Below are 21,218 nucleotides of genomic sequence, written 5' to 3' on the forward strand. Positions count from 1 at the left end.
CCCAATTTCGACCATACTCACTCGACCCGTTCGAAGATCTCCTCGACCGTCTCCCAGTTGGCCCGCACGCGGTCGCTCGGCAGGTAGACCGCCCCGTAGTCGTCGCCGCTCTTGTCGACGATGTCGTTGTCCACCAGCACGTCCAGGTGGTGTCTGACCGTCTTGTAGTCCAGTTCGAGGTCCTCGGCCAGCTGGTTGGCGTTGCGCGGTCGCTCGTCGACCGCCTGGAGGATCCTGATGCGGTTGCGCCCGCCGCGCGTCCCGGTGAGCACGTACCACAGGATCCCCTCCATTACCAGTCCGCTACGGAGCACGCGCCGTAAGCGTACCGGAGTCGACGGGATTCGACGACGCCGTCGGCCGTCCGGTCGAGGGAGCCATCGGTCACTCCGGTCGGTCGCTCCGCCCCCGGTCACCGGGTCCCGACCGGCTCGGGTCCGCCCGTGTCGACGATGTCGGGTTCATCGCCGGCCACGACGCTCTCCAGCCGCTCGGTCTCGATTCCGAGCGACGCCCGCTGGTCGGCGAGCCGTTCCTCGATACGGCGGTAGGCCTCGCTGTCCGCGAGTTCGTCGGCGTCGGCGTTCGCCTCCAGCGTCGCCTTCTTCGAGGCGAGCGCGAGGAACCGCCGGAACCGGTCGTCGTAGGTCGCCCGCCGGCACATCTCGTCGACGACGGCGACCAGCTCCGGCCGGCCGACCGGCTTGACGACGTACTCGTCGAACGGCAGGTCGACGATGTCGACCGCCGGGTCGACCGCGGTCACCATCACGACCCTGGGGTCCAGCGCCAGCTCCTCGATCCGGGCGAGCACTTCGTCGCCCGACAGCCCGGGCATCCGCCGGTCGAGCAGGACCACCTCGACCCCGGGGTCGAGCGTCGACAGCGCAGCCTCCCCGCTGTAGACCGCCTCGACCGCGTACTCGTCGGCGAGGAAGGACGCGTAGGTGTCCGCGACAGCCCGGTTGTCGTCGACGACCAGCACCGACGGGTCGTCGGCCCCGGCGGACGCCGCTGGTCTCTCCGACTCCACCGTCATCGGCGGCCGCCCCCCGTCGCCGCCCGCCCGCCGTCGTACAGCCTCTCGGGTCTCATTGCCGGATCGTCGGCCGGTTCGCGCAAATAGGTTGCTCCCTCGTTTACAGAATTGATACCGGAAGCCGAGTGTAGTGAGAGAGAAGTAGCGGTTCAGTACGGCGTTCGTCGCGTCGCGACCGTAGAATATAATTTTGAGAACCAACCAAATTCAGATTCGATAATTCGAGAGTAATCTTTATTACCCACCACCGGCTCTACTCAGGTGCGGCACCAGTTCGGTGCCAACCCACCCACCCACCCCCACACCCACCCACCCCACCTTTCTGCGGGAGTCACCCCCCGAGCGGCAGTGCCGTCCGCGTCGCGCCCGTGCCGAAACCCCTGAGTGGCGACTGGCTGTAGGACGGGTATGGTCTCGGCCACCACCGCGGGGCTCGCCCTGCTGACCGGCTTTCTGACGGGCGCCGTCTTCCGCTTCCTGAACGTCCCGATCCCGGCCCCGCCGAACGCGGCCGGCGTCCTCGGCATCGTCGGGATCTACCTGGGGTACGTCGTTCTCGACCACTTCGACGTGGGGATCGACCTGGTCAGTTACCTCTGAGGGGTCGGAGAAACGACGGCCGGTCGAGAAGGGCCGGTCCAGGCCGGCCGGTCAGTCGTCGGCCGAGGAGTGGCCGACGGCGGGGCGCTGGACCTCGCGGTCCGTCCGTTCGCCCTCGATGTCGTAGGGGTACTCCCCCGTGACGCACCCGAGGCACAGATCCGAGTCGGACTTGCCCAGCGCGTCGGCGACCGCCTCGATCGAGAGGTACGACAGCGAGTCGGCCTGGATCTCCTCGCGGATCTCCTCGACCGACCGGTCCGCGGCGATGAGTTCGTCGCGGCTCGCCATGTCGATGCCCATGTAACAGGGGGCGATGATCGGCGGCGCGCCGATGCGGACGTGGACCTCCTCGGCGCCGGCCTCGTAGAGCAGCTCCACCAGCTGCGAGGAGGTCGTCCCGCGGACGATGGAGTCGTCGATGACCGTGACGGACTTGCCCTCGACGGTCGACCGGATGGGGTTGAGCTTCAGGCGGACGGCCCGCTCGCGCTCGTCCTGCGTGGGCATGATGAACGTGCGGCCGACGTACCGGTTTTTCATCAGCCCCTCGGCGAAGTCGACGCCGTCGGGCGCGGCGTCGGCGTAGCCCGTCGCGAACGCCCGGCCGGAGTCGGGGACGGGCATCACCACGTCCGTCTCGATGCCCGACTCGTCCCACAGCGCCCGGCCCAGGTCGCGGCGGACCTCGTAGACGAGCTCGTCGTCGATGACCGAGTCCGGCCGCGCGAAGTAGACGTGCTCGAAGAAGCAGTGGGCGGTCTGCTCGGTCTCGACGAGCTGGTAGGTGTCGAAGCCGCTGCCGTCGTCGTGGAGGACGACCAGCTCGCCCGGCCGCACGTCCCGGACGAGCTCGCCGTCCAGCGTGTCGATCGCCGCGCTCTCCGAGGCGAGGACGTAGCCGTCGTCGAGTTCGCCGATACAGAGCGGGCGGTTGCCCTGCGGGTCCCGCACGCCGAGGACGGTCTCGTCGTGGGTGATCGTCAGCGAGTACGAACCGTGGATTCGGGACATCGTCCGCTTGACCGCCCGGACGAGGTCCTCCTCGAGGAGGTTGCGAGCGAGGTCGTGGGCGATGACCTCGGTGTCGCCGTCGGAGGTGAACGCGTGGCCCAGCGCCGCGAGTTCCTCGCGGATCTCCTCGGTGTTGATGAGGTTGCCGTTGTGCGCGAGGCCGAGCGACCCGCTCTTGAACGACACCGAGAAGGGCTGGGCACAGCAGTTGTTGACCGACCCCGAGGTGGGGTAGCGGACGTGGCCGATGCCGTTCGAACCGTTCAGCGAGTCGAGGTCGTCCTCGTCGAACACGTCGCCGACGAGGCCCATCTCGACGTGTTCGTACTGCTGGAAGCCGTCGTGGGTGACGATCCCGGCCGACTCCTGGCCGCGGTGCTGGAGGGCGTAGAGCGAATAGTAGAGGGGGCGGGCGACGTCACGGCCGGCGGTGGAGATGCCGACAACGCCGCACTTCTCGTGCATCCCTTACTCGCCCGCTTTGTCCTGCCAGGCGTAGTCCCGTCGCTTGGCCGACTCGCCGAACCCGCAGGACGCACAGACCTTGTTCTTGACGTGGTACGATTTCTCGCCGCAGCGGCGACACTTGACGTGTGTCGTCGTGTTCTTCTTTCCCTGACTCGGGGTTCCTGCGCCAGTCATGGGTTGATGGAGACGACGTTGTCGCCGCGTATAATCGTTGTGTCTTGGCCGTCCTCGAGGACCAGGTTCATGTGCTGGTCGTACCCCGAGAGGTCGCCGACGTACTCCTCGCCGCCCTTCAGACGAACCGTGACCTCCTCGCCGAGCGACGCCTCCAGCACGTCCAGCGGTCGTCCACTCATACCCTGACTGCCTGCCGTCGCGTGCATAAACGTACCGCTTGCCCAATCGCCCGACGACCGGCCCGCTCCCCGCTGGTGGTCCGACCCCGTATCAGATGTCGACGCCGAACGGCGCGTGCGACTCGGCGGTGACACCGACGGCCCCCAGCAGGTCGGCCATCGCGTCGAGGTCGTCGGCGTCGATCACCTCGACCGGCGTGTGCATGTAGCGGTTGGGCAGACCGAGGCTCAGCGCCGGCGTCCCGCCGCGGGCGGTGTAGAAGGCGTCGGCGTCGGTGCCGGTCCGCGAGCCGGTCGCCTGGAGCTGGACATCGATCCCCCGCTCGTCGGCCACCTCGCGCACAGTCCCGACCAGCGCCGGGTGGTTCGCGCTCCCGCGGGCGACCACGGGGCCCTCGCCGAGTTCGACGCCGGTCGACTTCTTCCCCGGCACGCCCGGCGAGTCCGTCGCGTGGGTCACGTCGCAGGCGACCACCGCGTCGGGGTCCAGGTCGAACCCGACCATCTCCGCGCCCTGCAGCCCGACCTCCTCCTGGACGGTGCTGACGGCGTAGACCGTCGCGTCGGCGCCCGCCTCGACCGCCCGGCGCAGCCCCTCGGCGGCCGCCCAGATCCCCACGCGGTTGTCCATCCCGCGGGCGGTCAGCCGGCCGTCTTCGAGCTCCCGGACGCGCTGTGCGAAGGTGACCGGGTCGCCCACCTCGACGAGCGCCTCGGCGTCCTCGCTCTCGTCGACGCCGATGTCGACGTGCTGCTCGGCGATGTCCGGCGCCTCGTCGTCGTCCGCGTCGCGCAGGTGGATCGCCGTCTGCCCGACGACGCCCGCGACGGGCCCGTCGTCGGTGTGGACGGTGACGTGCTGGCCCTGCGTGACCGTCTTGTCCGAGCCGCCGACGCGGCCGATGGTCAGGAAGCCGTCGTCGGTGACCTCGCGGACGACGAACCCTATCTCGTCGCCGTGGCCCGCGAAGGCGATCGACGCGTCGGTGTCCGCCTCGCCCTCGTGGACGGCGACCGCGTTGCCGTACTCGTCGACGCGCACGTCGTCGGCGAACCCTTCGACGTAGTCGACCCAGACCCGCTGGCCCGGCACCTCGTAGCCGGACGGGCTCGCCGTCGAGAGCAGATCCTCCAGAAACGCCCTGTGTTCGCGCTCCATGCCCCTCCGTTCGGGCGAACGGTCTTGAATCGTGCGTCTGGCGGCCGGCGGTGCGCGCGCGGGCGGCGGTGACCCGTCCGCTTCACCAGGAGGTGATCTCGGCGTCCCGCAGCGGGCGGTCCAGCGGGATCGACACCTGTCCTCCCGTGTAGTGCGAGAGGTAGAACCCGACGATGATCTCCAGCGACCGGGTCGCCTCGCGGCCGGTCGAGCGGTTCTCGGCGGTCCCGTCCAGCAGTTCCTCGACGTGGCGGGCGGCGTTCGGGAACGCCCGCTGGTAGTCGTCGTCCCACGTCCAGGCCCCCTCGATGCCGTACTCGGCGAGGTCCTCCTCGACGTGGTCGCCGTCTTCGAGCCGCCAGTAGCGCCACTCGCCGTCGTCGTTGTTCAGGTAGAGTTTCCCCTCCGTGCCGACGAACTGCATCGTCATCGAGGAGTCCGCCCGCGGGATCGTGCAGTCGACGGTCGCGAACGTACCGTCGTCCAGTACGACGAACCCGCCGCCGCCGGCGTCGTCGACCGCTTCCTCCGCTTCCAGCGTGTCGACGGCCTCGTTCTCGCCGGTGATGTACCCCGAGACGCGCTCTGCCCGGGCGTCGAGAAACGAGACGAGCATGTCCAGCAGGTGCGTCGAGTTCCGGAGCAGCTCCATCCGGAACTGCATCGACACGGCGTGTACGTCCCCGAGCAGGTCGTCCTCGCGCACGAGTTCGCGCAGCCGCTCCTGTTTCTCGGTGAACCGGAACGAGTGATTGACGAGCAGCTCGGTGTCGGTCTCCTCGCAGACCTCGACCATCTCCTCGGCGCCCGTGACGGAGGCGGCGATAGGCTTCTCGCACCAGACCACGTCCGGGTCGGCGGGCGACCGGGCCGCATCGACGACGTGGTCGCGGTGGAGGAAGGAGGGCGTACACACGGAGACGGCGTCGAGATCCTCGGCGTCGAGCATGGCCTCGTGGCCGACGTAGCGGCGCCCGGGCGGGATCTCCCAGGCGTCGCCGAAGCGGTCGAGCTTGTCCTCGTCCACGTCGGCGACCGCGACGAGTTCGACGTCATCGGTCGCCGCGTAGCCGCCGGCGTGGCTGGCCGTGAACTTCTTCTCGCCGATGTCGTCCTCGTCGTGCATCCCGAGGATGCCGAGCCCGGCGATGCCGCCGGCCCCGACGATGCCCGCGCGGTAGGGTGCCATGTCGCCCGCATGGCGCGGAGGGGTCTTGGTGTTTGCCCGCCGCTCCGTCGCCGCGGCCTCTTCCCGGGCGGTTCGTCGCCGTGGCTGCTTCCCGGCGACCCGTCCCCGCGGTCGTCCTCCGGCGATCCGTCAGCCCGAACCGTCGCGGTCGGTCAGGTCGGACAGGGCGGTCGCGCCAGCCAGGTCCGCGACCGTGCAGTACCAGGCGCCGCGCAGCCCCGAGAGGTCGTTCTCGACCGGCTCGGCGAGCGGTTCGAGTTCCCCGAGTTCGAAGACGACGGCGGCGTCGGTGTCGACGAACGGGTCGATGGTCGCCCGCCAGTCGCGCTCGGAGAGGGGGCCGTGTTCGCCCCGGCGTTGCTCGACCCGGTCGGTCACCCGGGCGACGTGCGTGACCGCAGAGACGGGTGCCGTGCGGTAGAACGCCACGTACTCGAACGGCTCGTCGGTCCGGTCGTACGACGCCGGGGACGGGTAGAACCCCTCGCGGCAGCGCTCGAACGTCGCCGGCCGCGTCGCCACGACGCAGACGCGATCCTCGGGATCTGCCCCGGCCAGCGCCGAGTCGGCGCCGTCGGTCATCGCTTCCCCAGCGCCCGCTCGTAGACCCGCTGGGCCCGCTCGTAGGCCGCCGTCCGGTCGACGATCGGGTCGGGGTAGTCGGGCGCCAGCCGCTCGCGCTCGTCGGGCGAGAGGGTCGGCCAGTCGACCACCTTCCCGGCCGGCACGTCCCGCAGTTCCGGGACGTAGGCCTTCACGAACCGCGCGTCGTCGTCGTACTTGCTCGCCTGCGCGACGGGGTCGAAGATACGCACGTCCACGGAGTCGGTGCCCGTCGAGGCGATCCACTGCCAGTTGCCCGCGTTCGAGGCGGGGTCGTGGTCGACCAGCTGCTCGGCGAAGTGGCGCCGCCCCCGCCGCCAGTCGACCAGCAGGTGTTTCGTCAGGAACGAGGCGACGACCTGGCGCGGCCGATTGTGGATATACCCCTCCTCGCGGAGCTGGCGCATCCCCGCGTCGACCAGCGGATACCCCGTCTCGCCGTGCTTCCACGCCTCGAAATCCTCGCGGTCGTTCCGCCACTCGATCCCGTTCGGGAACGGCTCGTAGTTCGCCGTCGGCAGGTCGGGGTTGTAGTACAGCAGGTGGTAGTTCTGCTCGCGCCAGGACAGCTCGTAGCGGTACTTCTCCGCGTTTCGCCGTTCGTCCCCCGAGACGGCGTCGTGGACTTCTGTCGCGTCCCGCCACACCTCGCGGATCCCGATCATCCCGGCGGCGACGTACGGGGACAGCCGGGAAACCGCTTGCGCCGGCGCCTCGACGGCGAGCGAGAGGTCGTCGCGGGTGTCGCCGTAACTCCGGATCCCCCCGTCGAGGAAGTCGTCGTACCCCTCGCGTGCGGCCCCGTACCCCGCCTCCGGGAGGTCGATGTCCGCGTCGGGGACGGGGACCGTCTCGCGGCCGCCCACGTCGGCCAGGTCGTCCGGTTCGGGCGCCGGCGCCGGCGCGGGTTTGGATACCTGCTCCCAGTCGTCGTGGAACTGGCTGTGGGTCGGGTACCGCTCGTCGAGCCGGGCGGGGTCGACGAGCACGAGGTCGGGTTCGCTGGCGGTGTCGACCCCCGGTTCGGCACAGGCCGCCTCGACGGCCTCCTGCCGGTCACGACGCTCGGGGCGGTAGTGCTCGTTGTAGACGAGACCGTCAGCGTCGAACTCGGCGGCCAGCTCGGGCAGGACCTCGCCCGGTCTCCCGGTCCGGATCAGGAGGTCGCTCCCCCGTTCGCGGTAGGCCTCGCGCAGTCGGTCGACGCCGCGCAGGAAGAACGCGCGCTGGCGGTCGCCCAGGCGGTCGAGGAGGTCGGTGTCACGGACGAATACGGGGACGACCGGGCCGTCCGCCGCGGCGGTCGCCAGCCCGCGGTTGTCCCGGACGCGGGGATCCCGCCGGTGCCAGAACAGGCGCATGGCGACGCTCGGGGCGACGGCGGCTTAGTGGCTTCGGCGGGGCAGGCGGGGACACGGCCGCCGGATGCGGAGCCGGTCGATGCCGGGACGGGGAAAGCATTTGTCGGTCCGGCCGGACGCTCCGAGCGTGCTCCGCGCGCTCGCGAAGGGCGGTGCGGTCGCCGTGCCGCTCGTGGTCGTCGGGTTCGTCCTGGTCGGGTTCTGGCCGACGACCGTCCAGCCGGTCGACGACACCCTGGCGATCGACCACGCGCCCGACGACTACGGCCCCGCCCACTACTACCCGGAGAACGACACGGTCCGCTTCTGGGTGTCGGGCAGCGGCAGCGAGCGGGCGTTCGAACCGTTCGGGGAGTACGCCTGCTGGTACGGCAAGGACGCGGCGACCGACCGGCTCCGGGGGACTCTCGACACCCGGTTCACCACCGGCGACAGCGGCGTCCGGTTTACGGGCGGTTTCGACCGGGTCGTCGTCCGCGACGTACCGCTGACCGGCCCCACCCGCCGGGCGCTCCGCCACAGCCTGCCCGAGCGTGTGAACGTCTCCGTCGAGATGTTCGACCGGACGACGGAGTGTTCGTTCCCCGTCGAGATCAGACGGCCGACCGGCGATCGACCACAGCCGGGCTAGCGACCCGCCGGATTACTCGTAGACGTGGACGCTGCCGGTCGCGTTGGCCTCGATGTAGTCCCAGTCGTCGACGCCGAGGGCGAAATTCCCCCGACACGAAACGACGGCACTCCACGGCGCGTCACGTCCTGGGTTCGTTCGGCGGAGGAACTGTTTTGACCCTGCAACTGTCAACTCGGAGTATGGGTAGCTCCATCAATTCGTCGTACCCGTCCGACCCGCCCGACGACCGGGAGTCCGGCGAGGGGCACGAAGAACGGCCGGAACTGGGCGACTTGCTGTCCGGGCGTCTGTCGGACGTCGATATCGACTCGGTCGCCGCAGTCCGCGAGGAACGAGAGCGGGGATGACCGTTCTCGTCGATTCGAACGTCTTCGTCGCCAGCGTGACGGACGAGCCGTCCCGGGGTGACGTTGCGACGGAACTACTCAATCAGGACTTCGAGTTCTGCACGTCGATTCTGAACCTGATGGAGATCCGGTCGGTGCTGACGAAGAAAAAGCGGACTGAACAGGAGGAGGTCGAAGCCGTGCTGGAGGACATCTACGAGGAGGTCGACATCTACGCACCGGAGATCAGCGACCAGATCACCGCGTACGGTATGCAACGGGAGTCACTTCTCTATACGATGGACTGTGTCCTGCTCGCGCTCGCCGAGGACATCGACGCTACGCTCGTCACGTTCGACGGGGAGTTGCTCGACAACGGGGCGGTTAGTCCCGGCGAACTACTGGACCAGGTCTGAGCCGCTCCGTCACCAGTAGCACCGCCGTTTCGTCAGTGGGTGCGAACCTATCACTCGTAGACGTGGACGCTGCCGGTCGCGTTGGCCTCGATGTAGTCCCAGTCGTACTCGACGCCGAGGCCGGGGCCGTCGGGGACGGGGACAGTCCCCTCGTCGTCGACCGATTCGAGCTGGTCCTCGTAGTCGCCGGCGTAGACCGGCGGGGTGGTGTTGGGCGCGTCGGGGTGGACCAGCGCCATCTCGTAGTAGTTGGAGTTGCGGACGGCGGCCATGCAGTGTCGCTGCGCCGGGCCGGGCGCGTGGAACTCCACGTCCAGCCCGTGGCCCTCGGCGACGCGGGCGCGCTTGATGGCGCCGGTGATCCCGCCGTCGTACTCGGGGTCGGCGCGGACGAAGTCGGTCGCCTCGGCGTCGATGAAGTCGGTAAAGGGCTCCAGCCCGCGGACGTGCTCGGTCTGGAGGATCGGGGTGTCGAGCTGCTGGCGGAGCTTGCGGTGGGCGTGCTGGGAGATCCCGCCGTCGCGGTAGGGGTCCTCGTACCAGAAGAAGTCCTGTTCGTCGAGCGCGCGGCCGAGCTTAACGGCGTCGGCCAGCGTCTCAAGCTCGCAGGCGGGGTCGTGCATCAGGTCCATCTCGTCGCCGACGCGCTCGCCGACGGCGTGGACGGCGTCGAGTTCCCGCTCCAGGTCCCGGGAGCCGTCGCTGCCGCCCCAGCCGTGGATCTTGAAGCCGGGGTAGCCCATGTCGCGACACTCGGCGGCGAAGTCGGCGAAGTCCTCCGGGGTTTCGAGGCCGCCGTTCTCGTCGCCGTGGTACGTCGAGGCGTAGGCAGGGAGCCGTTCGCGGTAGGTGCCGAGCAGCTCGTGGATCGGCGCGTCGTGGTACTTGCCGGCGAAGTCCCACAGCGCGATGTCGACCGGGCCGATCCCCATGCGGTCGTACTTGCGGAGCGCCCGCTTGATCTCCGACCAGTGTTTCTCCCGTTCGAGAGGGTTCTTGCCGACCAGGTAGTCGGCGAAGGTGTTGATCTGGGCGGCGCCGGGGGAGTTGCCGCCGACGTACTCGCCGGTGATCCCCTCGTCGGTGTGGACGGTGACGGCGAACAGTTTGCGCTCGACGCTGCCGCCGGGCTCGTAGACGAGGTTGAACCCGTGCTGGTCGGTCCCCATCTCGGGGATCTCGTAGGCGAACTCGACGCTCTCGATCTTGGTGATCGTCGGAGCCATACCTCCGCCTCGGCGGCCTCCGCAAAGAAGTGCCGGGTGTCGGCTGGACGCGCCGGGGGCAGGGGGGCGGCCGACCGCTGGGTCGACCGGGGGCGCAGTCGCCGGGGAAACCCCTTTCCGGTCGGTCGTCGAATCGTCACCCATGGCGAAGTTCACCCTTCTGGAAGTCCACCTCGACGGCGCCGAGTTCACCGCGAACGCACCGTACAGCGAGGCCGAACCCGACGAGGGCGCCGACGGGTTCGGCGCCCTCCCGTTCGGCGAGGACGAGACCGACGAGGCGACGGCGACCGACGAGGGCGGGACCAACCCCTTCGGGATCGTCCTCACCTTCGCCGGGATGATCCTCGCCGTCGTCGCGCTCCGGCGGATCCTCGGGGGGTCGGGCGAACCGGTCCTCGAGACGGGCGGCTCCGAGGAAGCCGAGAGCGGCGGGCTGCGAGCGCGGCTCTGACCCCTGCCGGGGCGGGGAGAAGGCCTATCCCGTCGGATACCGTGGGTCAGGTATGGGACTGTACGAGAGCGTCCGGGCGGTCACGGCGGCCTCGGGCGACGGTCCGGTCGACTGGACCGCCGTCGCCGACGCCGCGAAGTCGTCGACCGATCCGGGGTCGATCGCGCTCACCCGCGAGGAGGAGGAGGCCTACGCAGCGGACGTGCGCGACGCTCGCGACCGCGTGCGGTCGGTCGGCGAGGTGGCGTTCGACCTGCCGGAGGTCGTCGAGATCCAGAACCGCCACCACTGGATCGACGCCAACGTCGCCACGTTCGAGCGGGTGATGCGCCCGCTGGAGGAGCAGGTGACGATGTTCCCGGGCGCCAGCCGGGTCGTCAACACCGGGACGATGAGCGTCGCGCTGGCCTTCCTCGGCAACAACGTCCTCGGCCAGTACGACCCCCTGTTGCTCGCCGAGGGCGACGACCACGCGCTGTATTTCGTCCACCCGAACATCGAGACGGTGGCCGAGGCCCTGGAGGTCGACTTCGACCGCTTCCGCCGGTGGATCGCCTTCCACGAGGTGGCCCACGCCGCCGAGTTCGGCGCCGCGCCCTGGCTGTCGGACCACCTCGAATCGACGATGGAGGGCGCCGTCGCGGCGCTCGGCGAGGGCACGCTCGACCGCGATGCCCTGCAGGATCTGGACACCACGATGACCGCCGTCGAGGGCTACGCCGAACTCGTCATGGACCGGGCGTTCGACGACGAGTACGCCGACCTCCGCGAGAAGGTCGAGGCCCGCCGTCGCGGCCGCGGACCGGTCGCCCGCGTGATCCGCCGGCTGCTCGGCCTCGGCATGAAACGGCGCCAGTACGAGCGCGGCAAGGCCTTCTTCGACGCCGTCGCCGACGAGCGCGGCGTCGCCGGCGCCGCCGCCGTCTGGGAGTCCCCGGAGACCCTGCCCACCGACGCCGAACTCGACGACCCGGCGCTGTGGCTCGCGCGCGTCGACCCGTAACGCAGAGATCCGGTTCTCCCGCCGTCGGGGCCCTCAGCGCCGCCCGTAGTCGTCCGAGCGCGACCGGGCACGTGACCCGTCTCCGCCGTCCGAGCGGTCGCCGCCGGAACCGTTGCCACCGGAACCGTCGTCGCCCGAGCCGTCGCTCCCGTCGCCGCCGTCGGCGAAGGGGTTCTCCCGCTCGATCCGCCGCCGCTGGCGGTCCGCCGGCGCGGGACCGGTCGGGACGACGAACTTCGCGAGGGGGTAGCCGACGAGCATCCCGAGGACGACCGCGCCCGCGGTCTGGACCGCCGTCGTCTCGATCTGCAGCGTGATGAGTCCGCCCGACAGCCCGACCAGCAGCGTCGTCCCGTAGACGACCTTCCGGTTGAACGCCGAGCGCTCCTCCTCGGGGATGGGGCCGACCATCAGCGCTCGCCTCCCGAGCGGGGGCTCGTCCGGCCCATCAGAGGGCCCTCGCGGTGCTGACGTGCATCGAGACGAACTGCCACCGGTCGCCGTTCCCGTCGGCCGCGGTGGCCCCGTCTTCACCCGCCCCGTCGGCGCCGTCGGCCGACGAGCCGTCCGCCCCGCGCAGTTCGAGCGTTCCCGTCCAGCGGGTGTCGAACTCGTAGCGGATCCGCCGCTCGGTGTCGGTCCAGGCCAGCGAGACGCGGTCGCCGAACCAGGCGTGGCGGTCGCGCTCGGTGACCCGCAGGTCGCGGCTCCCGACGCTCCAGTCGGTCGTCCGCTCGGTCTGTTCGCGCAGCCCCTCGGCGACGGCGTCGCCGCCGACCAGCCGCTCGGAGATGCCGACCTTGACGGCGCCGTCGACCGGGGCGAAGAAGGGGGCCAGCGGCTCCCCCTCGCGGAGCGCGTCGTAGTAGGCCTCGACCCGGTCGGCGGCGCCCATCACTGGAACCCTCTGTCGACGTTCTCGTCGATCAGGTCGTCCAGCTCGGAGTCGAGCAGCTGTTCGGCCTCCTCGAAGGTGTCCGCGAGGTCGTCGACCCGGTCGGGGCGGCCGTACTGGTCGTACTCCATCGGGCCGTAGGCCGGCGAGTCCAGCGTGTCCATCACGTCCTCGAACAGGGCGTCGGGCGTCGTCGGCGCGTCGGCGTGGGCCTGCACGACCTCCTCCAGCTCGGAGGCCGCCGCCTCGGCCTCGTCCTCGTCGTCGACGGGCTGGCGGACGCCGAACATCCCGCCCTCGCCGGGCTCCGCCGGGAACAGCGGGTCCAGGTCGTCGTCGATCTTGCGCGCGACCTCGGCGCCGACCCCCTGGACCTCGTAGGGGTTCCTCGCGTAGGTCTTGACGTGGAACACCCCCACGGCGGGGTGGCCGAAGTACAGATCCTCCCCGATGCCGTTCGCGCGGTCGCCGCCGGCCGCGCGCCAGCCGGCGGGGTCGGCGTCGCTCTCCACGACGTCTTCCAGGATGTCCTGCCAGTCGCGGACGCGCATGTCGGTCGCGGGTAGGCGCCCCCCGTGAATGAAGGCATCGGTCGCGGCCACTTCTCCGGCCGCAGTCCCCCGACCCGGCCGGGACGCCGACGCCGCGACTCCGGCGACCGGACGATTGATTATCCGCCCCACCTGACAGGTGTACAACTGCCCGGCGACCGCGGCGGCGCGGCGCCGGTCGAGGGGGCTACCACGGTGTCAGAGACCGAACCGACGGGCGAGGCCGGCGGCGCAGCCGCGGGTGTCGACCGCCGCCAGGCCGCGCTCGTCGCGCTCTGTCTGCTCGGGCTCGTTGTCGCCGCGTTCGTCGCCCCGGTCGCGCCCGACGCGGGCGTCTTCGGGACCGGCGACGGTACCGGACCCGGCGGCGAGGCCAGCGACGGCGGTGGCGGCGACGATGGGTCCGGCGGGCGGGCCGGTGACGGTGGCGAGGGCGGCGCGGGCGGAGGCGGGGCCGGGGGCGAAGGGGACGGTGTCGGCGGCAGTGACGGCGGCGGCGGTCGCGTCATCTCCGAGGACGGCGAGCCGATCCCGGTCCCCGGCGACGACGCACCCCCCACGGAACAGGGCTGCGGCGTCGTGGTCGAGAACGAACCGGTGCCGGGCGGGGTCGTCCGCGTCAGCGTCTACGACGACCTGGAACCCGCCGAGGGGGTCCCGGTCTGGTTCGGCGACCGCCTGGTCGGGCGGACCGACCCGGCCGGCCGCGTCGAGGGTCAAGCCCCCTACACCCGCGAACTGAACGTCACCGTCCGGGTGCCGGGCGAGGACTGCGAGTTCTTCCGGCGGCCCTACGACACCGGCGGGGACGCCGGCGACGTAGCCGCCGGGAGTGTCGGCCTGTCGGACCTCCGTGTCCCGTCGCTCGCCAGCGGGCAGACCGCCGCCGCCCGAACACAGGAGAGCGACGGGAACGACACCGCCGCCTACGAGGTCGACGGGGCCGTCGAACTCTCGGTGGTCGGCGACCCCTACCCCGGGACGGACGTGACCCTCCTCGCGGCAGTGGAGGACGTGCCGATGCGCCGGGCGACCGTCAGTGTCGACGGCGAACGCGTCGGCCGGACGACCGCGAACGGGCGGTACGAGCTCGCGGTCCCGACCGACGCCGAGTCGGTGTCGGTGACCGTCGAGCGCGGCGACTTCTCGGGGTCGCGGACCATCGAGGTGTGGCTGCTCGACGCCGCCGTCCGCCCGCAGGAGGGGCTGCCCGTGCCCGGCGAGCCGGCGCTTGTGAGCGCCGCCGCGGGGCCAGAACCAGCGCAGGACGCCCGGGTCGCCCTCGACGGGGCGCGACTGGGGCGCACCGACGAGAACGGGACGGTCGGGTTCGCGCTGCCGGCGGACCCCAGGGGCACGGTCACGGTCCGGACCGACCGACAGTCCGCGACGGTGCCGCTGTGGACCGCCTACGCGTCGACGATACTGGCGAGCGCGCTCCTGGTGGTCGGCGGCGTCGTCGGGACCGGCGTCGCCGCGGGCCGGCGCGGTCGCGGCGCGGCCAAGCGCGTGGCGACGTGGTGGGTCGCGCTGGCCGTCCTGTTCGTCGGCCTCGCCGTCGACGAGGGGCGCGGGCTGCTCGCCGCGGCGGGGCTCGTCGCCCTCGTCGCGGCGGTCCGTCACCGGCGGACCGTCGGAGCCGGCGGGCGGACGCTCGCCGAACGGTCGAGCGGGCTCGTCGCCTGGGTCCGCCGGGCCGCGCTCGCGGTCGCCGACGGCGTGGCGGCCGGCCTCGACCGGCTCGCGGCGCTGCTGGGCCGGATCGCGGACCGCGTCGCCGCCCTCCCGCTGTCGGCCCGTGGGCTGGCCGCCCGGCTGTGGGACTGGCTCCGGGCGCTCCCCGGGCGGGTTCGGCGGTATCTCGCCGCCCGCCTCACGCTCCGGCGCGTCGCAGCCGCGGTGCTCGCGACCGGGCTGCTCGCGGGGCTCACCTACCGGTTCGGCGCCCTCGGCCTGCTCGCCGGGCTGGTCGCGCTCTGGGTCGCCGCCGTCGCCTATCGGCGGTGGACTCGCGAGGCGTCCGACGCCGACGCCGGGGACGGGACGGACGGTCGCTCGGCGGTTGCGACCGGCCGGACCGCGACGGGGAGCGACGGCGACGACCGGAGGGATCGGTCGATCCGTGCGCTCTGGCGGCGGTTCGCCCGGCGGGTCCTGCCGGAGCGGTGGCGCCAGTCGACGCCGGGGGAGGTGTCGCGGGCGGCCGTCGAACGCGGGTGGCCCGAGCGGCCGGTCCGGGCGCTGACCGACGCGTTCCGCCAGGTCGAGTACGGCGACCGGAGCGCCGAGGACCGGAGCGAGCGGGCCCGCGAGGCCTTCGAGAGCATCGAACGTGAGCGGGAGCAGAAGGAGGGCGAGGAGTCGTGAACCGCTGGCTGGCGGCGCTGGTCGCCGCGCTGGGGACCGTCGCCATCGGCGCCGCGCTCCTGCTGGCGGTCGCGCTCACGCCGGTAACGGCCTCCGAGGCGGGGGGCGGTGCGCTGGCCGTCGCGCTGGTCGGGCTGGCGCTCGCGGCCGTCAAGCTCTACCGGTCGGCCGCGGACGCCGAGGCGGTGGCGCCGGCGCCCTGGACCGAAGAGGGCGAACTGGTCGCGGGGACGCCGGAGGAGACGGCCGACCCGGCGGACGTGACCGGCGCCGAACTCGCGGAACTCGTCGGCGAGGCGCGCGAACGGGCCCGCGACGCCGAGACGGTCGAGGAGGGGTTCGCGGTCGTGCGCCGACCGCTCCGGGAGGCGCTGACCCGCGTCCTCGCGGCCGGCGGGGCCGACCCCGACCAGATAGAGGGGGCGCTCGCGACCGGCGCCTGGACGGACGACCGCGTCGCCGCGGCGGTCGTCGACGAGCGGGTCGACCCCCCGCGGCTGTCGCTCCGGGGGCGACTGCGCGCCTGGCTGTTCCCCGAGCGGGTCGTCAGGCGGGGGACCGCCCGCGCGGTCGCGGCCATCGACGAGGCGGCCGAGCGCGAACTCCCGCCCGTCGTCGGAGCGGACGCCCCGCGGACGGCCCCGACGCTGGCGCCCGCCATCGGGAGTCTCCAGCGCGCCGCCGACGGGACGCTCCAGCGCGCCGACGCGGCCGCGGGACGGCCACAGCGGGAGGGCGGAGGCGCGACCGACCGCGCCGAAGACGCCGGTGGAGACGAGTCCGGCGCCGGCAGCGGCGGCGCGCCCGACGACGCGGACGGGACCCTCGACGAGGCGGACGACGCGGACGAGACGGCGGACCCGGTCGGGGAGGTGTGGGACGGTGCGTAGGCGGCGGGTCCGCTGGCGCGGGGCGGTCGCGGCGGCGCTCGTGCTCGCCGTCGCGGGCGTCTGGAACCGCAGCGCGGCGCTCGTCCTCGCGGCGGCCATCCCGCTGGTCTTCGTCGCCTACGGGTCGCTCTCGACGGTCGACTCCCCGGAGGACCTGGCCGTCAGCCGGACCGTCGACCCGACGCCGGCGCCGCCGGGGCGGCCGGTGACCGTCACGCTCACCGCGACCAACGAGGGCGACCGGACGCTGTCGGACCTGCGGCTGGTCGACGGGGTGCCCGACGACCTGCAGGTCGTCGACGGCTCGCCGCGGGCGGGGACCACGCTCGACCCCGGGGAGACAGCGACGGTCGAATACACCGTGGTCGCCCGCCGCGGCGAGTACGACTTCGCCTCGCCGCGGGCACGCCTGCGGTCGGTCGGCGCGGGGATGGTCGCGACGACCGAACCGGTCCCGGCGGGCGACGACCGGCTGGTCTGTCGGCTGGACGCCGACGCGCCGCCGCTGGCCGACCGGGGCGACGACTTCGTCGGCCGGCTCACCGCCGACCGGCCAGGCCGGGGCGTGCAGTTCCACGCCACCCGGGAGTACCGCCACGGCGACGCCGCCGACCGCATCGACTGGCGGGGCTACGCCCGGCGGGGCGAACTCGCCACCGTCGAGTACGAGCGACCCGTGTCGACGACGGTCGTGGTCGTCCTCGACGCCCGCGAGCGCAACCGGGTCGCCCCGGGGCCCGGTCGCCCCACCGCCGTCGAGCGCTCGGCCTACGCCGCCGTCCGGACCGTCACGGCGCTCATGCGCGCCGGCCACGACGTGGGTCTGGCGGTCGTCGGCCGCAACGCCAGGGGCCCGGGCGGGCTGGACTGGGTCGAGCCCGGCGCGGGGTCGGACCACCGGTCGCGGCTGACAGCGGGCGTCGAGCGCGCCGTCGAGTACGCCGTCGACACGCCGGTCGACGCGACCTACCAGTTCCGGAAGGCCGCCGAGCTCTCGGACCCGCGGGCGCAGCTGCTGCTCGTCTCGCCGCTGCTGGACGGCCGCCCGGTCGAGGCCGTCGAGGCGTGGGCCTCGCTCGACCGGGCGCGGACCGTCCTCTCGCCGGACGTGGTGTCGGCGACGACGGTCGGCGGGCGGCTCGACGCCGTCCGGCGGCGGACGCGGCTGGCGCGCTGTCAGTCGACCGGGGCCCGGACCGTCGACTGGCGGCGCGGCACGCCGCTGGCGCTCGCGCTGGAGTACGCCCTGGCGGTCGAGGCCAGGCGGTCGGCGGGGACCGCGGGAGGTGGCGCCTGATGCCGTTCGGGCCGCGCCTGGACCGGCCCTCGGCGGTCGGCGACGAGGGCCGCCCCCGCGCGACGAGCCTCGGGATCGCCGCCGTGACCGTCGTCGGCCTCGCCCTGGCGACGGGGTTCGTCGTCGGGCAGCCGACGTTCCTCACGGGGCTGGGACTCGTCGCCGGCCTCGCGACCGCCGGCGTCGCGCTCCTCGACCGGGAGGCCCTCGGCGAGAAGGTCGTCGGACACCTGCTCTTTCTCCCCGGCGCGGCGCTGCTCGGGGTGCTCGTGGTCGCCACGCCGGGGAACCCATACCTCGTCGGGGGCTACGCGCTCGCGCTGCTGGGGACGGCGGCCGCCTGGGCGGACGTGGCCGACGACGACGCGCTGGAGGGCGCGCTCTCGCAGGGCATCCTCTCGTACGTCTTCGGCCTGGTCTGGCTGTTCGGGACCGCGATCGCCGTCGCCGCGGGGTATCTCGCCTGGCGGCTCGTCGACAGCACCGTCGCCGCCGAGGACCCCACCGTCGCCGCGATCGGCTTCCTGTTCGTGCTCGGCGCCGTCCTCGGTGCCGTCCGCCTCTCGCTGGAGGGGATCCCCGTCGTCCAGCTGACGCCCCGGGGCCGGCGCGACGCGGTCCGGGCGCGGCTCGGGCGGACAAGGCGGTGGCTCGCGGCCGCGGCCGCCGCGGCCGTCGGGGCCGGGCTCCTCTCGCTGGTGTTCACCACTACCGACTCCCCGGCGCTGGCGCTCGTCCCCGGCGCGACCGCCGTCGTGGCGGCGCTCACGTCGGCGTTCGTCGTCGGCCCGCTGCTGGTCGTCGGCGCCCTCGCGCTCCTGGCCGCGGGCGCCGCGGTCGCCGCCCGGCAGGTGACCCAGCGCTACGGCGAGCGCAAGACCCGGACCGTCGCGGCCGGCGTCGCCGGCGGCGGCTACCTCGTCGTCCTCCTGTTCGGCGTCGTCCCGCAGGCCGTCGGGATCCTCGCGTTCAGCCCCTTCATCTTTCTCGCCGGGGTGTTGCTCGCGCCCCTGGCGGTGTTCCTCGCGGTCGGCGCCGCGCTCGTCGCCGTCCGGATCGACCTGTCCCCCGAGCGGGCCGGCGGCCCCGCGCTCGCGGCCGCCGGGCTCGTCGTCGCGGCCGTCGGCGCCGACTCGGCGGGCCTGCCCGCGCCGCTGGTGTTCGCCACCGTCGCCGGCGCGCTCGTGGTCTGGGACGCGGGGTCCTTCGGCCTCGGACTGACCGCCGAACTCGGCCACCGGCCCGAGACCAGGCGGCTCGAACTCTACCACGGGGTCTTCGCCGCCGGGATCGGCGCGGCCGCCGTCCTCGGCGCGACGGGACTGTACGCCGTCCGGACGAGCGCCGGCGGCGGCCACACGCTCGCCATGACCGCCGCCGTCGTCGGGACGCTGCTGCTCGGCGCGCTGTTGCGCGGGTAGACCGAACGTCGGACGCCGGTCCGGGAACCCACGCGGCGGCTACAGCTCGTCGATAGTGATCGTCGGGTCCGAGACGCGCTCGCTGGTGACGACCGAGTCGGAGAGACCGTACGCCAGGTTGACGTGCCAGTGTTCGTGAACTCCGTCCGCCCGTCTCTCGGGAGTGCGGTCCGGACCCTCGTCCCGCCGAGTGGCCGTCACGGTCACGGCGATGTCCTCCAGCCCCAGCTCCTGGTCGGTGGCGAGGAAGTCGGCGTCCACGTCGGGGTCGTCGTACACCTGCTGGGGGAACTCCGCCTCCGCGAGCGTCCCCGCGACGTGGATGCGAAACGCGGATTCGATACAGGAGTGGACGGCCGGTATCTCGACCGTCTCCCCGTCCGCACCGGCCAGCATCCCGAACTCCCAGTGGTACTCGGCGAACCGTTCGCGAAGCCGTTCGCCGAAGTCCGCTACCTTTTCGTACTCCGGCGGTTCGGGGTCCTCGCCGGGAAGCTCGATCTCGATATCCGCGTCGGGTTGGTCGTCCGTCATTTCGAATACCCGATCCGGCGTAACTCACAAAAGGGTTTCCTACACCGGAACTTCGGCCGCTCGCTCCGGGTCGCTGCGGACCTCTGTTTCTCAGGCTCCGGCCGCTTTCGAAGTCCGCGAGAGGACCGTGTTCGTCTCTCGTCACGACCGGTTCGAGCGGCTCCCGGCCGACCCGACGGCGGCGAACTCGGAGACGGACCGGCGAAGGGTAGCTTCTTGTCGGTGGGGTCACAGGCGTCGGTATGGCCGACCAGGAGCTGACCGTCGAGGAGGCGACGGAGGTCTGTCTCGACGTGGTCGAGCGCGTCGAGGAGGCCGTCGTCGTCGAGCGGTCGGTGCTGTTCGAGACGCTCTCGGCAGTCATCGCCAGGGGCCACGTCCTCGTCGAGGACGTGCCGGGCACGGGCAAGACGGTGCTGGCCCGCGTCCTCGCGGAGTCGCTCGGGCTCGGGTTCACCCGCCTGCAGTTCACGCCCGACCTCCTCCCGGCGGACGTGACGGGCTCGAACGTCTACAACGAGCACGAACGGGAGTTCGAGTTCGCCGAGGGGCCGGTGTTCACCAACGTCGTCCTGGCCGACGAGATCAACCGCGCGCCGCCGAAGACCCAGGCCGCCCTGCTGGAATCGATGGAGGAGGGGCAGGTCAGCGTCGACGGGACGACCCATCCGTTGCCGGAGCCGTTCGTCGTGATCGCCACGCAGAACCCCGTCGAGCAGGAGGGGACGTTCCGGCTGCCCGAGGCCCAGCGCGACCGCTTCGCGGTGAAGACCTCGATGGGCTACCCCGACGTGGACGGCGAGATGGACCTGCTGGACAAGCGGGCCGGCAGGCGCTCGCTCGCACCCAGCGTCGACCCCGTGGTCGACCCGGACACCGTCCTCGCGCTGCAGGACCTCGCCGAGGACGTGCGCGTCGACGACAAGGTGCGGCGTTACATCATCGATATCGCACGGGAGACGCGCGAAGACGGCCGGACCGACATCGGCGTCTCCCCCCGGGGCATCCAGCGCGTCTTCGAGGCGGTGCGGGCGGGGGCCGTCGTCGCGGGTCGGGACTACGCGACACCGGACGACGTGAAGCGGCTCGCCCGGGCGACGATGGCCCACCGGCTCGTGCTGACGACCGAGGCGACCGTCGAGGGCGTCGACCCGGAACAGGTGGTCGCCGACGCGCTCTCGGCGGTCGACGTGCCCGCCGTCTCGCCCGACGCGCCCGACCCCGGCGGGGACGAACCCGGGGCGGCTTCCGACAGCGACCCCGGCGAGCCCGACCGCCCGCGGGTCGACGGCGGGGGCGACGACCGCGACACCGCGACCGACGGCCCTGACGCCCGGAGCGACGACCGCGACCGACGGAGCCAGGAATCCGGCGACCGGAGGGACCCGGAACCCGGCGATCCCCTCTGATCGACA

At 72.3% G+C, this 21,218-nt stretch carries 25 protein-coding genes; 11 read left to right on the forward strand and 14 right to left on the reverse strand.

The genetic code is table 11. The features are described 5' to 3' along the window. Positions 1-17: 17 nt before the first annotated feature. Positions 18-293: an ArsR/SmtB family transcription factor gene (locus E3328_RS02580; protein WP_135363059.1), complete on the reverse strand. Its 276-nt coding sequence runs from the start codon at positions 291-293 to the stop codon at positions 18-20. A 119-nt stretch (positions 294-412) separates the two neighbouring features. Continuing rightward, on the reverse strand, positions 413-1,039 hold the full coding sequence (locus E3328_RS02585) for a response regulator (protein ID WP_135363060.1): 627 nt from the start codon (positions 1,037-1,039) through the stop codon (positions 413-415). A gap of 408 nt (positions 1,040-1,447) precedes the next feature. On the opposite strand from E3328_RS02585, the gene E3328_RS02590 reads away from it, so the two are divergent. Beyond that, complete coding sequence (locus tag E3328_RS02590) at positions 1,448-1,639, forward strand: XapX domain-containing protein (protein ID WP_135363061.1); 192 nt, start codon at positions 1,448-1,450, stop codon at positions 1,637-1,639. Positions 1,640-1,690: 51 nt separating this feature from the next. On the opposite strand, the gene purF is transcribed toward E3328_RS02590, so the two are convergent. From purF to E3328_RS02625, 7 genes are all read right to left on the reverse strand, one after another. Further along, positions 1,691-3,118: an amidophosphoribosyltransferase gene (gene purF, locus E3328_RS02595; protein ID WP_135363062.1), complete on the reverse strand. Its 1,428-nt coding sequence runs from the start codon at positions 3,116-3,118 to the stop codon at positions 1,691-1,693. A gap of 3 nt (positions 3,119-3,121) precedes the next feature. Continuing rightward, the gene (locus E3328_RS02600; RefSeq protein WP_135363063.1) at positions 3,122-3,295 is read right to left on the reverse strand and encodes a 50S ribosomal protein L37e; all 174 of its coding nucleotides are present in this window, start codon (positions 3,293-3,295) and stop codon (positions 3,122-3,124) included. Continuing rightward, a complete protein-coding gene (locus tag E3328_RS02605; protein ID WP_135363064.1) occupies positions 3,292-3,477 on the reverse strand; it encodes an LSM domain-containing protein in 186 nt (61 codons plus the stop codon). The genes E3328_RS02600 and E3328_RS02605 overlap by 4 nt, the downstream gene beginning before the upstream one ends. 91 nt (positions 3,478-3,568) lie before the next feature. Continuing rightward, positions 3,569-4,636 (reverse strand): M42 family peptidase, encoded by a 1,068-nt coding sequence (locus tag E3328_RS02610; protein WP_135363065.1) that lies wholly within the window; start codon positions 4,634-4,636, stop codon positions 3,569-3,571. 82 nt (positions 4,637-4,718) lie between these two features. Next, entirely contained in the window at positions 4,719-5,825 is a 1,107-nt protein-coding gene (locus tag E3328_RS02615) for a Gfo/Idh/MocA family protein (RefSeq protein ID WP_135363066.1), read from the reverse strand. A 129-nt stretch (positions 5,826-5,954) separates the two neighbouring features. Further along, on the reverse strand, positions 5,955-6,407 hold the full coding sequence (locus E3328_RS02620; protein WP_135363067.1) for a hypothetical protein: 453 nt from the start codon (positions 6,405-6,407) through the stop codon (positions 5,955-5,957). Continuing rightward, entirely contained in the window at positions 6,404-7,789 is a 1,386-nt protein-coding gene (locus tag E3328_RS02625) for a cryptochrome/photolyase family protein (RefSeq protein WP_135363068.1), read from the reverse strand. Before E3328_RS02625 ends, E3328_RS02620 begins: the two co-directional genes overlap by 4 nt. Before the next feature lie 127 nt (positions 7,790-7,916). Between E3328_RS02625 and E3328_RS02630 the strand changes: the two genes are divergently transcribed. From E3328_RS02630 to E3328_RS02635, 3 genes are all read left to right on the forward strand, one after another. Then, positions 7,917-8,420 carry a hypothetical protein gene (locus tag E3328_RS02630; protein ID WP_135363069.1) on the forward strand — a complete coding sequence of 168 codons (504 nt, stop codon included), beginning with the start codon at positions 7,917-7,919 and terminating at the stop codon, positions 8,418-8,420. Between the two features lie 182 nt (positions 8,421-8,602). Continuing rightward, complete coding sequence (locus E3328_RS21700; RefSeq protein WP_167837275.1) at positions 8,603-8,770, forward strand: hypothetical protein; 168 nt, start codon at positions 8,603-8,605, stop codon at positions 8,768-8,770. After that, positions 8,767-9,165: a type II toxin-antitoxin system VapC family toxin gene (locus E3328_RS02635; protein ID WP_135363070.1), complete on the forward strand. Its 399-nt coding sequence runs from the start codon at positions 8,767-8,769 to the stop codon at positions 9,163-9,165. Before E3328_RS21700 ends, E3328_RS02635 begins: the two co-directional genes overlap by 4 nt. A 50-nt stretch (positions 9,166-9,215) precedes the next feature. On the opposite strand, the gene E3328_RS02640 is transcribed toward E3328_RS02635, so the two are convergent. After that, on the reverse strand, positions 9,216-10,391 hold the full coding sequence (locus E3328_RS02640; protein WP_135363071.1) for an enolase C-terminal domain-like protein: 1,176 nt from the start codon (positions 10,389-10,391) through the stop codon (positions 9,216-9,218). Between the two features lie 142 nt (positions 10,392-10,533). Here E3328_RS02640 and E3328_RS02645 point away from each other — a divergent pair, with 142 nt between their 5' ends. Next, the gene (locus E3328_RS02645; protein WP_209452125.1) at positions 10,534-10,845 is read left to right on the forward strand and encodes a hypothetical protein; all 312 of its coding nucleotides are present in this window, start codon (positions 10,534-10,536) and stop codon (positions 10,843-10,845) included. A 52-nt stretch (positions 10,846-10,897) separates the two neighbouring features. Further along, on the forward strand, positions 10,898-11,848 hold the full coding sequence (locus tag E3328_RS02650; protein WP_135363072.1) for a zinc-dependent metalloprotease: 951 nt from the start codon (positions 10,898-10,900) through the stop codon (positions 11,846-11,848). Between the two features lie 33 nt (positions 11,849-11,881). Here the strand turns inward: E3328_RS02650 and E3328_RS02655 are convergent, their stop codons facing one another. Genes E3328_RS02655 through E3328_RS02665 form a run of 3 tightly spaced genes read right to left on the reverse strand, consistent with a single transcriptional unit; the run spans position 11,882 to position 13,294 of the window. Continuing rightward, entirely contained in the window at positions 11,882-12,259 is a 378-nt protein-coding gene (locus E3328_RS02655; RefSeq protein WP_135363073.1) for a hypothetical protein, read from the reverse strand. Between the two features lie 37 nt (positions 12,260-12,296). Beyond that, complete coding sequence (locus E3328_RS02660) at positions 12,297-12,743, reverse strand: nuclear transport factor 2 family protein (protein ID WP_135363074.1); 447 nt, start codon at positions 12,741-12,743, stop codon at positions 12,297-12,299. Then, positions 12,743-13,294, reverse strand: a complete 552-nt coding sequence (locus E3328_RS02665; protein ID WP_135363075.1) for a hypothetical protein — start codon at positions 13,292-13,294, stop codon at positions 12,743-12,745. Before E3328_RS02665 ends, E3328_RS02660 begins: the two co-directional genes overlap by 1 nt. Positions 13,295-13,489: 195 nt before the next feature. On the opposite strand from E3328_RS02665, the gene E3328_RS02670 reads away from it, so the two are divergent. From E3328_RS02670 to E3328_RS02685, 4 genes are read left to right on the forward strand one after another with little or no spacing between them, the layout of a single operon-like run. Then, complete coding sequence (locus E3328_RS02670; protein WP_135363076.1) at positions 13,490-15,661, forward strand: DUF4129 domain-containing protein; 2,172 nt, start codon at positions 13,490-13,492, stop codon at positions 15,659-15,661. Further along, positions 15,658-16,551, forward strand: coding sequence for a DUF7269 family protein (locus tag E3328_RS02675; RefSeq protein WP_135363077.1), 894 nt, complete (start codon positions 15,658-15,660; stop codon positions 16,549-16,551). Before E3328_RS02670 ends, E3328_RS02675 begins: the two co-directional genes overlap by 4 nt. Continuing rightward, complete coding sequence (locus E3328_RS02680) at positions 16,544-17,848, forward strand: DUF58 domain-containing protein (protein ID WP_135363078.1); 1,305 nt, start codon at positions 16,544-16,546, stop codon at positions 17,846-17,848. The genes E3328_RS02675 and E3328_RS02680 overlap by 8 nt, the downstream gene beginning before the upstream one ends. After that, a complete protein-coding gene (locus tag E3328_RS02685; protein ID WP_135363079.1) occupies positions 17,848-19,269 on the forward strand; it encodes a DUF7519 family protein in 1,422 nt (473 codons plus the stop codon). Before E3328_RS02680 ends, E3328_RS02685 begins: the two co-directional genes overlap by 1 nt. A gap of 39 nt (positions 19,270-19,308) precedes the next feature. Here the strand turns inward: E3328_RS02685 and E3328_RS02690 are convergent, their stop codons facing one another. Further along, the gene (locus E3328_RS02690) at positions 19,309-19,803 is read right to left on the reverse strand and encodes a hypothetical protein (RefSeq protein WP_135363080.1); all 495 of its coding nucleotides are present in this window, start codon (positions 19,801-19,803) and stop codon (positions 19,309-19,311) included. A 242-nt stretch (positions 19,804-20,045) separates the two neighbouring features. Between E3328_RS02690 and E3328_RS02695 the strand changes: the two genes are divergently transcribed. Then, positions 20,046-21,212: an AAA family ATPase gene (locus E3328_RS02695; protein WP_135363081.1), complete on the forward strand. Its 1,167-nt coding sequence runs from the start codon at positions 20,046-20,048 to the stop codon at positions 21,210-21,212. Positions 21,213-21,218 lie beyond the last annotated feature (6 nt).

Origin of the sequence: Halosimplex halophilum (assembly GCF_004698125.1) — an archaeon.
GTDB lineage: Archaea > Halobacteriota > Halobacteria > Halobacteriales > Haloarculaceae > Halosimplex > Halosimplex halophilum.